The organism is Bacillus sp. 22475 (assembly GCF_052044835.1).
Lineage (GTDB): Bacteria > Bacillota > Bacilli > Bacillales > Bacillaceae_G > Bacillus_A > Bacillus_A cereus.
Genome location: NZ_JBQENW010000031.1, coordinates 41,211 through 53,313 on the forward strand (window position 1 = coordinate 41,211; position 12,103 = coordinate 53,313).

Below are 12,103 nucleotides of genomic sequence, written 5' to 3' on the forward strand. Positions count from 1 at the left end.
AGATTAGAAATGAGGTATATATGAAGCCGTTTATTCTAAAATATTGGAGGAACATATGTAGCTATATCTTAATTATAATAGGGGTTATTTTTATTAATAAGTCATTTTTATTTTGTATGGTAGAAGGAATTTCGATGCAACCTACTTTAAATGAAAAAGATTATATACTTGTTAATAAGGCAAACGTCTGTTTATCGTCTTTTCAGCATGGGGATGTTGTCATCATAAAAAAAGAAGACGAGCCTACTTACTATGTGAAACGAATTATTGGATTATCGGGGGATAATATACAATTAAAAGAGGATGAGGTATATATTAACGGTAAAAAGCGTGATGAGTCGTATATACATTTAGATATGTTACAAGTATCCAATCGTTTTTCAAATTTTAGAGAAATAAAAGTTCCTACGCATAAATTATTTGTGTTAGGTGATAATCGTAATCATAGTAAAGATAGTAGGAATACACTTGGACTTATTGATGAGTCAAATATAATAGGTAAGGTAGAAATGGTATTTTATCCATTTGATCATATAAAATGGATAAAATAATTCTATTAACGATTCACATTTTATAAAATAAATCATATATTGATAGCATAGGACAAGCAGAAAAGCTTGTTCTAACCTCACAGAACACTCCTTATCACGGTTAGGCATCTACATAGGTAGATGCTTTTTTTGTTGATGGCTGAAAATTATTTATCAACATAATGTAGCAAGCATATTAGGACTATTAGAGGAAGATTACTTGTACAAATAACAGTATGCTTAATTAAAACAGTGAAATGTAAGGAGTGAGGAATAAGTGCTAAATATTTTAGTAGTTAATTTTCCGGCAGAGGGACATGTAAACCCTACATTAAATTTAGTAAAAGCCTTTACTGAACGAGGGGATTACGTACATTATATTACAACGGCAAACTTTAAGGATAGAATTGAAGATTTAGGAGCTACTGTACATACTCATCCGGATCTATTAAAGGAGATTTCTATTGATGCTGAAACCTCATTTGGATTAAATGCTTTCTTTCATGTGCATGTTCAAACTTCTTTATATATATTGGAAATTACGAAAAAATTATGTGAAAGTATAAATTTTGATTTCGTAATTTATGATATATTTGGCGCGGGAGAGTTAGTAAAGGAGTATTTACAAGTTCCAGGTGTAGTTTCCTCACCTATATTTTTAATTCCTTCAGAGTTTTTGAAGACATTACCTTTTCATCCAAATGCAGATATACCATTCCAACCAGAGGAGATCTCTGAAAAATTACTAAATCAGATGGAACATAAATTTGGAGTAAAACCAAAGAATAATCTTCAATTTATGAATAATAAGGGTGATGTTTGTTTCGTATACACAAGTCGTTATTTCCAACCTAATAGCGAATCGTTCGGAGAAAATAACATTTTTATTGGACCGAGCATTTCAAAGCGTAAAACAAATATAAAGTTTCCACTGGAATCACTTAAAGAGAAGAAAGTTATTTACATTTCAATGGGAACACTGCTTGAAGGACTCGAACCATTCTTTAATACTTGTATTGATACTTTTTCAGATTTTGATGGGATAGTTGTAATGGCAATTGGTGATAGAAATGATATTTCAAAAATAAAGCAAGCGCCAGATAATTTTATAATTGCTCCATACGTACCTCAATCAGAAATATTAAATGAAGCAGATGTTTTTATTACACATGGCGGTATGAATAGCGTACACGATGCCATTCATTATAATGTCCCATTTGTAATAATACCGCATGATAAAGACCAGCCAATGATAGCGCAAAGACTAACTGAGCTTGAAGCAGCACATAGACTATTGAAAGAACATGTTAATGTGCACACTTTAAAAGAGGCCGTAACAGATGTTCTTTCAAATGAAAAGTATAAACATGGTATAAGAAAACTTAATGATAGCTTTTTAGAGTGTGGTGGTTCAAAAGAAGCAATTGCAGTTATTGAATCTCTTTTAAATAAAGTAAAAATTTAATTGGTGGGGCTTTACTGCCTGCAAATAGCGGGATAAATAGTCGTAACTGTATACACAAGCATAGAGGTTCTCACCTTTATGCTTGTATATTCTTATCCAGCAAATTGTACAGCAGTATTTGCATGTAAAAAAGCAGTATCAAAAACGGGAACAGTAAGATCATTTTGGGAGATGAGTAAAGGTATTTCAGTACAGCCTAATAATATACCTTCAGCGCCGTTTTGAATTAATGCTTTTGTAATTTGTAATAACTTTTCTTTAGATGTTTCTGAAATGATCCCTCTACTTAATTCATCTAATATGACATGGTGGATAAAAGTTCTTTCCTCGTCATTTGGGATAATTGTCTCAATGTTATATTTCGCTAATCGTGATTTATAGAAATCTTGCTCCATCGTTTGTTTTGTTCCTAATAGTCCGATACGTTTTATATTCTGTTCTACCATTTCTTTAGCACTTACATCACCAATGTGAAGAAGCGGGATAGATATTGCTTGTTCTACTTCCTCGGCAAATAGATGTACGGTATTTGAACACATTAATAAACATTCAGCCCCAGATTTTTCAACTTTCTTTGCAACTGTAACTAGTTCATTTTTCACTTCTTCATATTGATGGTTTTGTAATAAAGTAGTTACTTCACCAAAATCCATACTATATAAAACTAACTTTGCATTTTGATCGTATTGAGAGAGTGTAAGTGTATTAATATGTTTATAGTATAATGATGTAGATTCCCAACTTAATCCTCCAATCAAACCAATAACTTTCATAATGCATTCCTCCCGAAACGATTTTGAATTAATTATTTCATAATTCCGATAAGAATACAATGATTTAAATGCACTGTTTAATAAAAAAATAAAAATAGTAAGAAAAGTGTTGAAATTTACATTCTTTAGTGCCATAATACGAATTACAAATTAATACTTATCCAGAGAGGTGGAGGGAACGGCCCTAAGAAACCTCAGCAACCCCTATGCAATTTTATAGGAAGGTGCTAATTCCGCAGAGGACACGATGTGTTTTTTGAAAGATAAGAGGATTCTTGAACGTGAAAGAAAATGACCTCTTATGTAAGAGGTCATTTTTTTGTTGTATAGAAAGGGAGTGTCGATGCATAATTCATTTTTAAATTAAATATAGAGTAATAAAAGTTGACTAATACGAGAGGGGAATTGTCATGAACAAATTATCAACAAAGTTAGTAGTAGCAATTGGTATTGGAGCAGCATTATACGGGATATTAGGACTTTGGGGATTTTCTATTGCACCGAATACATTTATTAAACCAGCATTAGCTATATTAACTGTTTTTGGAGCATTATTTGGTCCAGTGGCAGGACTGTTAATCGGACTTATCGGTCATACCGTAACAGATACGATTGCTGGCTGGGGTATTTGGTGGGGCTGGGTTATTAGTTCAAGTATTATTGGTTTTTCAATGGGGCTTATTCAAAAAAGAGTTGGTTTTAGTGTGAAAAACGGGTCATTTAACAAGGGGGATATTTCTTATTTAGCAATTACTGGGCTAGTTGGTATTGTCATTGCTATTATATTTGCTGGGGCATTCGATATTATTGTGATGGGAGAACCATTTGACAAAATTGTTATACAAGTATTAGGAGCAACAATTTCCGATGTCATCGTTTTCTTAGTACTTGGATTGCCACTTACAATTGGTTTGGCGAAATCCAATAAGAAACATACACATTTAAAAATTGAAAAGTAGGGATGTTAACATGCAACCAATTATTTCGTTTGAACAATTCACCTTTCAATATGGGCATGCTGTGCAGCCTACTTTAAGTGATATTACCTTTCATATATACCCTGGGGAAAAAGTGCTAATTGCTGGACGAAGTGGCTCAGGAAAGTCGACATTAGCTCATTGTATAAATGGGCTAATCCCATTTTCTTACGAAGGGAATAGTACAGGTAACGTTTTAATTGCCGGTAAAGACCCGAGGGAAGGAAGTATTTTTGAACAAAGTAAACAGGTAGGAACAATTTTGCAAGATCAAGATGCTCAATTTATTGGTCTGACAGTAGAAGAAGATGTAGCTTTTTATTTAGAAAATGAATGTGTAAAGCAAGATGACATGAAAAAGATTGTTTCGGACTCATTAAGAAAGGTGAAGATGCATACGTTTCATAAACAAAGTCCACATGAATTATCAGGAGGTCAAAAGCAAACAGTTTCTCTAGCGGGTTTATTAACAACAAATGCGGATATATTATTGTTCGATGAACCGTTAGCTAATTTAGATCCACTAAGCGCCTTACATACGATAAAACTTATGAAAGATATACATGAACAATATAATAAAACGATTGTTATTATCGAACATAGAATAGAAGAAATTTTAAACCTGGATTTAGACAAAGTTATATTAATTGATGAAGGTAAAGTCATTGCGATAGGAACACCAAAAGAAATCTTAGCGTCAAATATATTACCACGTATCGGCTTAAGAGAGCCTATTTACATCGAAGCATTAAAGAGATTACATTTTGATAGTAATAATGACGTAATATATCCAATGGAAAACCTTCAAAAAGAAAAGGTAAGCAATGTTATAAAAGAGTGGATGGAGAAACAAGTCATATTAAAAGGGAATACTAAAAACAAGGAATTACTTAAAGTGGAGAATTTATCATTTTCATACTCTAATAAACAAAAAGTATTAGAAAATGTAAACCTTTCAATATATGAAGGAGAAATTGTGGCACTGTTAGGACATAATGGAGCAGGGAAATCAACATTAGCTCATAGTCTTATAGGCATAAATAAAATGAAAAATGGGAAAATCTTGTTAAAAGGTGAAGATATTAGTTCTTGGTCTATTCGTAAACGTGGGGAAATCATATCTTACGTGATGCAAAATCCAAATCATATGATTACACAGCCTACTGTTTTTGAAGAAGTTTCATTTACATTAACATTACATAATTTTTCTAAGGAAGAAATTAAGAATAGAGTAGAAGGAACTTTAAAAATTTGTGGTTTATATCCATTTCGTAATTGGCCAATTCAAGCACTAAGCTATGGGCAAAAAAAGAGATTAACAATCGCATCTGTATTAACAACAAATCCTAAGCTTATCATATTAGATGAACCGACAGCGGGACAAGATTATTATCATTATAAACAATTTATGTCGTTTATTAAAAACTTGGCTAAAAAGGGAATTTCATTTGTTTTTATCACTCACGATATGAATCTCGCGCTAGAATATACAGACCGTGCAGTAGTTCTACATGAAGGGAAAATTATTACGGATAATACAGTGTTTGATGTATTAGGCGATCAAGAAACGTTACAAAGAGCCAACTTAAGAGAGAGTTCTTTAACCAAGCTTGTTAAATTTAGTGGGATTGCATGTCCAGAAAAATTTATGGAGCTTTATTTAGACAGTAATAGGAGGGAGGAAGGTGCATAGTACATATTTTCATCGTATGGATGGGGTAGTGAAATTGTTTTTATTTATTTTTTGTATGACGCTTACTTTTTTGTTTTTTGATTTTCGGGTGTTGCTAATATTATTTATTATTGGGTGTATCGGACTCAGCGTTGCTAAAATTCCATTTCGTAAAATTTTAATTGTTTTTAGTGTCATATTTACATTTAGTTTATTAAACTCTGTCATGATTTTATTTATTACACCAACTCATGGATCTGAATTAACTGAATCATATACCGCGTTTTTACATGTTGGATATGCAACGATTACATATGAAACATTATTTTATGCAGCTACACTTTCATTAAAGTATTTTACGTTATTACCATTTACACTTCTTTTTATTTACACGACAGATCCAAGCGAATTTGTAAGTAGCTTAAGTAAACTTGGTATTCATTATAAGATTACTTATGCAATAAATATTGCACTACGTTATATTCCTGACATCCAGTCTGAGTATAAAATTATTAAACACGCGCAAGAAGCGAGAGGAGTGGCTTTTGAAAAAGGAGAAGCAAGTTTATGGGTTCGTATGAAGAACCGTGTTTTAATTTTCTGGCCACTAATCATTCATTCTCTAGAAAGAATAGATACGGTTTCAAATGCAATGGATTTAAGAGGATTTGGAAAGAAGGATAAACGTACATGGTTTTATACAAGTAAGGCGAAACGTGAAGATTTCATCGCTTTATTTGCCGGTATTTTCATATTTATTGTTGCGGTATATTTAAAATTAAACGTATTTCAAAACTTTTGGTATCCATTTTAAAGCACTCTTTAAACGAGTGCTTTTACTTATTTTTATGTAGACATGCTCAAAAAAGGGATATATACATAATGTATAATACGAACCAGTTAAAATGATCAACTACCTATTAGTTTTCAAACCAAAAGGAGGAGAAAATATGAGTTACGGTGGTTCTTGTGGTTTTGGTGGAGGTTTTGCTTTACTAGTTGTGTTATTCATTCTATTAATAATTGTAGGATGCAGCTGCTGGGGCGGAGGATACTAATTTTTAATTAGTCTTCACAAATGTAAACTAAAAAAACATTGAAGATACTTATGTATCGAAACAAATAAAAAAGGAGCGACTATGCTCCTTTTTTATTTGTTTTAATGCGTATTCTTATTATATTTCGGGAACGTAATCGTTAAAGTCGTTCCTTTACTAACGATACTTCTGATTTTTAAACTTCCATGCATCGTCTCAATAATCTTAACAGCAACCATCGTACCTAAACCGGTTCCTTTTGTTTTTGTACTAAAATACGGTTCACCGAATCGATGTATTTGCTCCTGTGACATTCCAACTCCGCTATCTTCAATTCGTATTTCAACTTTACTATTATTGATAGATGAGGAAATATTTAAGGTACCACCATTAGGCATTGCTTCAATACTGTTCTTTATTAAGTTTAAAAAACATTGTTGAAAGTGCTGTTTATTACCAACAATGGTTGCCTCAGAAAAATCCTGTGTAATATGTATCGTATTCATATTACACAATGGCAATATCATATTAATAACCCGATTTAACTCTTGTTTTATTGAAATTTGATCTAATTTTTCTGGAGCAGGTTTGGCAAACGTTAAGTAATCATCGATAATTTCTTGGGCACGATTTAACTCTTCAAGTATATGTTTAATATATTCGTCTCTTGATTCAGGAGTTAAATTTGGTGTTTTTAAAAGCTGTGTAAATCCTTTTACAACCGTTAAAGGATTCCTTACTTCGTGCGATATACTTGCAGCGAGTTGGCTAACAATCTCCATTTTTTCCATTTTAATTAATTTTGAGCGCATTAATACAGCATCTTTTATAACTTCATTTATATAAACAATAAATAACATTAAAGTAGTCGGTAATATCATGAAATAAATAATATACAAATTATTTACTTCAAAATCTGATAAAGTTAATACAATTAAAGTTGTAAATATTGCTAGGAAAAAGGTTAAAAACATGGAAAAAGCTACTTTAAGTTTTCTATTATATGTATTAAATTTTGAAGATGCGAGTGCTGTAACGATGAACATTATTCCGTAAACAACGACTGTCAGCATATTAAAGCCATAAAATATAAATCTTGTAATTAATAAAATTGTAAACAATATGATACCGACAGGGAATCCACCATAAAGCGTACCTAGTATGACCGGAATTTGTCTTAAATCATGAATACAACTTTCATCCATATAGATAGGGTATCGCATACATAAAATAAGCGGGATACTAGAACAAAGGGTGATCAGTAGTATTTTATATTTCTTTAAATAGTGCCGGCTATCATATATGAAATAAAAAACAAATATACTACATAAAATGTATAGAAGATTATTTAATACGTTTTGATTAATATAAACAAAGTCCATAATATTTGCCTCGTTATTCTGAATTTACTTAACATATGTATTATACATAATAACATATGTTAAGGTGAATAAACCTTGTTAATACAAGATTAGTTTGGCTTTTTGTTATAAAATGCAAACATTTCTCAAACGTTAGCTATCCAAAGATACTTTTACTAAAATTTTTTACTCCTTCTTCCTGCATGTTCGGTAAAACATGAGAATAAATCCTAAGAGTTAATGAAATGTCTGTATGACCTAATCTCTCACTGATAATTTTAGGATTAACTCCTTGTTTCAATAGTATAGTTGCGTGTGGATGTCTTAAATTACGAGTTTTAATTTTTTTCACTGCTGCATTTTTTATTTCCTTATAAAATTTTTCCTTGAAAGCATTTCTGCATAACCCCCCACCTGATTTATTACAATTAATTAAATCTAAATCTTGATAAGCAGAACTGATTGGTAATAAGAAACGTTTGCATGAGATTCTAAATAAATATAAAAATACTTAAGGAAAGTAAGGTATGAAAAAACAGGTGTTTCAAGAAAAGTGGACGAGCTAGGTCGTGTAGTAATTCCAGTAAGAGTTTATTTGGGAAGTGGCTTTTAAAACTGATGTTGTTGAGTACATGTGGTAGTAAAAGGTAGATGGACATATGAAAAAAGTAAAAATTGATGTTAGTAGCAACAAACTTTTAATAGTTTAGGACGAAAATGTAACAGTAGTCAATCCACCAATGAGCGGATTTGGTGAGCAAGTCGCGGTTTAGATAAACGGTAAGGTTGATCGTGTAGATACTAAGTTTACTGAAAAGATAAAATGATTATTTTTAGAAAGATACCCAGACGGATTTAGTCGAGAAGCTAGTCAAAATCGCGTAGATGTGAAGTGAAAATCGTAAAAAAAGAGTCATGAGTGGAAAGGCTCATAGCTCTTTGTATAAGGGTAATGGTTTTATAGATAAATATTATTATTAAATTCTAAAAAATTTAATGTTAGTAAATTAATTGGTATGTGATTTGGGTTTTATAGAAAGAGATCAGCTAACAACAGCTAGCTGATCTGCAGGTTCTGTAAGACAAAACAGAAAAGAATATTAACAGAATATAGAGGTTTATCCTGGTTGTTTGAACGTAGTTAAAGAAAGAATATCACATACTATCAATTTTAATAAAAACTATCTGTGGCTTTCACTTCTTTATTTTATTCACAAATAGTTCCAGTAGCTATTCCGGTTGGAGCGACACCTACTGGGACATTAGTGATAACAGTATTCGTAGCAATATCAATAACGGAAACAGTATTACTAGCTTGATTTGTAACATATGCTCGAGTGCCATCAGGTATGATGGTTACTTGATCAGGGGATAAACCAACAGAAATTGTATCAATCACAGTATTTGTCGCCACATTTATTACCGATACATTATTGCTAACTTTATTTACAACGTAAATAAGGTTTCCACCCGGTGTAATATCTATGCCAACAGGTTCGGTACCTACGTTAATTGTATTAATAACTGCATTGGTAGCGGTGTTAATAACAGAAACCGTATTGCTGTTTTGATTCGTGACATACGCACGAGTACCATCTAGTGTAAACACGATTATTCTAGGACGAATACCAACAGGGATGGTAGCAATAACTGTGTTGGTAGCAGTATTAATGACAGAAATTGTGTTGCTTAATTCGTTTGCAACATATGCAAAGGCACCATTTGGGGAAACAGTAATCCCTTGTGGAGCGATGCCAACAGGAATAGTATTAATAACTGTGTTTGTTGCCGCATTAATGACAGAAACCGTATTATTACCATGATTTCCAACATAAACAGTTGTGTTATTTGGAGAAACAGCTACACCTATTGGATTAGTTCCAACAGGAATGGTAGCGATAACAGTATTCGTAGCAGTATCAATAACGGAAACGGTATTAGAAAAAATATTAGTAACATAGGCACGAGCTCCATTTGGTGAAACGGTTACTTCAAGTGGTGCATTACCTACAGTAATTGTATCAACTACTATATTTGTTCCGGTGTTAATTACAGATACTGTATCATTTGTAGGGTCATCTATGAGTCCTGCATTTGTAGCATATACTAGGAAATTACATGTAGGTCCGGTTGGCCCAGTAGGTCCTGGTGGACAATCACAATCTCCAGTAGGTCCCGGTGGTCCTTCCGGCCCTTGGATTCCTTGCACCCCTTGAGGTCCAGTGGCTCCTGGTGGTCCTTCCGGCCCTTGAATTCCTGGCACACCCTGAAGTCCAGTGGCTCCTGATGGTCCTTCCGGCCCTTGAATTCCTTGTACACCCTGAGGGCCAGTGGGCCCTTCCGGTCCTTCCGGTCCTTGAATCCCTTGGATACCCTGAGGCCCAGTAGGTCCCGGTGGCCCAGGAATTCCCATTCCGGTCCCTGAACCAGTAGGTCCCGGTGGTCCCGGTGGCCCTTGAATCCCTTGTACGCCTTGAAGTCCTTGAGGTCCCGGTGGTCCTTCCGGCCCCTGAATCCCTGGTACGCCTTGAGGTCCTTCCGGTCCTTCCGGCCCTTCAGGTCCCTGAATCCCTTGCACACCTTGAGGTCCTTCCGGTCCTTCTGGTCCTTCCGGCCCCTGAATTCCTTGCACACCTTGAGAACCCTGAGCGCCTCTAGGTCCAGGAAATCCTCTAGGTCCAGTGGCTCCAGTCGGCCCCGGTGTTCCGATGTTACTTAATAGCGAACTATTTAAGATTCCTTGTAAAATTAAGTTGAATGTTTGCTGCAATAAGGGGTCTGATATATTTGAACAACTTATAAGTGAAGACAAGCTTTGGAATAGAAATTGGAATAATGCTGAGATTTGAGTGAGGGATGCGGTAGGTAAGGAATTAATTAATTGATTTATAGTTCTTATAACTAAATTTCTATTTGGTGTATTTGGTTGTACTGTTATTAATAAATCATTTAATGCCTGTAATGCTGATTGGAGTATTTGTATAGTTGTTGGATTTGGTGTTGTGAAAAAAGAAAGGATGGCTTGATTTAATTGATTTATTATTTGTAATAATTCTTGTTGTTGAGAATTCGAGAAAAAAACAGGTGTACAGCAATTACTTTGATCACAAGGGGATATAGAAATAAAGCAGGGTTGCTGAAATTTATCACACGGATTTTTGGAATTTGATTTTCGATTATATCTCATAAATACCTCCTTTTAAAAATTGAATATTAAGTAATTTTTGGTAAATTATTAGCAACTGAGTTTGTAGGTATATGTTTAATGTGAAATGTTTTTTCCTTCAAAGTATATGCCAATAAAATAGAGGTGTTCATATGGGATATATAACCAATACTTGGTTGTTAGGAGGATGTTGTAATCATAGGAAAGAAAATGAAGGTTACAAAGTTTATAGGCAAGCGATTGTATTTTAAAAAAGCGTTATTGTAATAAAATTTGAAGTTTATTAAAAAGAAGGAATGAAGGAAGATGTAAAAGATTTTGAAAGATCCATAAAAAGAATTCAGTAAAACACTGAATTCTTTTACACGTATTTTTATTTGTTAATCCATTTAGAAATAATAGGAATTTGTTGTGCCTATTAAAATATGTACTGTTGGTAATTATAACATGAAAATGGATTGTAATAGAATAATGCATAAAAAAGAACAAGTAATAAATTAAACAAAAGCGTTATTTTATTATAGATAAATAGGTGACTCAGCAATTGTGCTAGCCGAGTCACCTAGTACTATGGAACCAAATAATGTTCTTTTTCTATATGTAGTTATGTGGAGTTCTTAGAGGCTAGCCCAATAGACAGTTAAGGGATAAATAAAATCATTTTAGAGAGTGTTACATTTTATTATGTTAATGCTACAACAGCAAGAGTTAAGCCCAATGTATTTAATGTATTAGAATATGGTCCTACATTAACAGTAAGAGTACTTGTTATACCTAAAGGTGTAGTGAAAATAGCGGGTGCTGATACAGAAGTGAATCCTGCAGTATATCCCAGAGAAGTACCAGAGCCAATGATTGGATTATTATTAAGATACATAGTGATACCTGCCGAATTACCTCCTGGTTGAATGATAACTTGCACTTCATAGATTGCCAAATAGGTTCTTCCACCTTCAAGTAAAACAGTTGTTGGTGGTGTGAATGAGATTGCCGTACCATTAGAATTTACCACGGTATCTAGTGGAATCGCAGAATTTACCGAGACTATTGATGGGGTAGTTTGAACAACATTTAAACTGTTAGCCGTGGGGGATGGACAAGTGCAAGGTTTGTGAATGTTAG

10 protein-coding genes, 2 pseudogenes and 1 riboswitch are annotated in these 12,103 nt (G+C 33.3%); of the genes and pseudogenes, 7 read left to right on the forward strand and 5 right to left on the reverse strand.

The window, feature by feature from the left end:
- Nucleotides 1-20 precede the first annotated feature (20 nt).
- Both lepB and ACTJJY_RS27590 read left to right on the forward strand, forming a co-directional pair.
- The gene (gene lepB, locus ACTJJY_RS27585; RefSeq protein WP_097966418.1) at nt 21-551 is read left to right on the forward strand and encodes a signal peptidase I; all 531 of its coding nucleotides are present in this window, start codon (nt 21-23) and stop codon (nt 549-551) included.
- Between the two features lie 256 nt (nt 552-807).
- Nucleotides 808-1,995, forward strand: coding sequence for a macrolide family glycosyltransferase (locus ACTJJY_RS27590; RefSeq protein ID WP_440607081.1), 1,188 nt, complete (start codon nt 808-810; stop codon nt 1,993-1,995).
- A 92-nt stretch (nt 1,996-2,087) separates the two neighbouring features.
- Here ACTJJY_RS27590 and ACTJJY_RS27595 read toward each other — a convergent pair whose 3' ends face one another.
- Nucleotides 2,088-2,768, reverse strand: a complete 681-nt coding sequence (locus ACTJJY_RS27595; protein ID WP_098377086.1) for an aspartate/glutamate racemase family protein — start codon at nt 2,766-2,768, stop codon at nt 2,088-2,090.
- 154 nt (nt 2,769-2,922) lie between these two features.
- A riboswitch (SAM riboswitch) is annotated at nt 2,923-3,038 on the forward strand.
- 140 nt (nt 3,039-3,178) lie between these two features.
- On the opposite strand from ACTJJY_RS27595, the gene ACTJJY_RS27600 reads away from it, so the two are divergent.
- From ACTJJY_RS27600 to ACTJJY_RS27615, 4 genes are all read left to right on the forward strand, one after another.
- Nucleotides 3,179-3,727 (forward strand): ECF-type riboflavin transporter substrate-binding protein, encoded by a 549-nt coding sequence (locus tag ACTJJY_RS27600; protein WP_001038214.1) that lies wholly within the window; start codon nt 3,179-3,181, stop codon nt 3,725-3,727.
- A gap of 10 nt (nt 3,728-3,737) precedes the next feature.
- On the forward strand, nt 3,738-5,438 hold the full coding sequence (locus tag ACTJJY_RS27605) for an ABC transporter ATP-binding protein (RefSeq protein WP_440607082.1): 1,701 nt from the start codon (nt 3,738-3,740) through the stop codon (nt 5,436-5,438).
- A complete protein-coding gene (locus ACTJJY_RS27610) occupies nt 5,431-6,231 on the forward strand; it encodes an energy-coupling factor transporter transmembrane component T family protein (protein ID WP_088065402.1) in 801 nt (266 codons plus the stop codon). The genes ACTJJY_RS27605 and ACTJJY_RS27610 overlap by 8 nt, the downstream gene beginning before the upstream one ends.
- A gap of 136 nt (nt 6,232-6,367) precedes the next feature.
- Nucleotides 6,368-6,475 carry a YjcZ family sporulation protein gene (locus tag ACTJJY_RS27615; protein WP_000120182.1) on the forward strand — a complete coding sequence of 36 codons (108 nt, stop codon included), beginning with the start codon at nt 6,368-6,370 and terminating at the stop codon, nt 6,473-6,475.
- Between the two features lie 101 nt (nt 6,476-6,576).
- Here ACTJJY_RS27615 and ACTJJY_RS27620 read toward each other — a convergent pair whose 3' ends face one another.
- Together ACTJJY_RS27620 and ACTJJY_RS27625 are read right to left on the reverse strand one after the other, a co-directional pair.
- Complete coding sequence (locus ACTJJY_RS27620; protein WP_440607083.1) at nt 6,577-7,836, reverse strand: LytS/YhcK type 5TM receptor domain-containing protein; 1,260 nt, start codon at nt 7,834-7,836, stop codon at nt 6,577-6,579.
- A 136-nt stretch (nt 7,837-7,972) separates the two neighbouring features.
- Nucleotides 7,973-8,278 (reverse strand): annotated as a pseudogene (locus ACTJJY_RS27625) (tyrosine-type recombinase/integrase); the annotation flags it as partial.
- A gap of 196 nt (nt 8,279-8,474) precedes the next feature.
- Between ACTJJY_RS27625 and ACTJJY_RS27630 the strand changes: the two are divergent.
- Nucleotides 8,475-8,588: pseudogene (locus ACTJJY_RS27630) on the forward strand (DUF3954 domain-containing protein).
- A gap of 434 nt (nt 8,589-9,022) precedes the next feature.
- Here ACTJJY_RS27630 and ACTJJY_RS27635 read toward each other — a convergent pair.
- A complete protein-coding gene (locus ACTJJY_RS27635) occupies nt 9,023-11,002 on the reverse strand; it encodes a YVTN family beta-propeller repeat protein (protein ID WP_440607084.1) in 1,980 nt (659 codons plus the stop codon).
- Between the two features lie 661 nt (nt 11,003-11,663).
- The coding region (locus ACTJJY_RS27640; RefSeq protein WP_440607085.1) for a hypothetical protein at nt 11,664-12,103 on the reverse strand (440 nt) is incomplete at its 5' end.

Excerpts from the sequence above, each read along its gene's own strand:
- ACTJJY_RS27595 (WP_098377086.1), bottom strand. The coding sequence starts at position 2,768 with ATGAAAGTTATTGGTTTGATTGGAGGATTAAGTTGGGAATCTACATCA.
- ACTJJY_RS27635 (WP_440607084.1), bottom strand. The coding sequence starts at position 11,002 with ATGAGATATAATCGAAAATCAAATTCCAAAAATCCGTGTGATAAATTT.
- ACTJJY_RS27615 (WP_000120182.1), top strand. The coding sequence starts at position 6,368 with ATGAGTTACGGTGGTTCTTGTGGTTTTGGTGGAGGTTTTGCTTTACTA.
- ACTJJY_RS27600 (WP_001038214.1), top strand. The coding sequence starts at position 3,179 with ATGAACAAATTATCAACAAAGTTAGTAGTAGCAATTGGTATTGGAGCA.
- lepB (WP_097966418.1), top strand. The coding sequence starts at position 21 with ATGAAGCCGTTTATTCTAAAATATTGGAGGAACATATGTAGCTATATC.
- ACTJJY_RS27605 (WP_440607082.1), top strand. The coding sequence starts at position 3,738 with ATGCAACCAATTATTTCGTTTGAACAATTCACCTTTCAATATGGGCAT.
- ACTJJY_RS27620 (WP_440607083.1), bottom strand. The coding sequence starts at position 7,836 with ATGGACTTTGTTTATATTAATCAAAACGTATTAAATAATCTTCTATAC.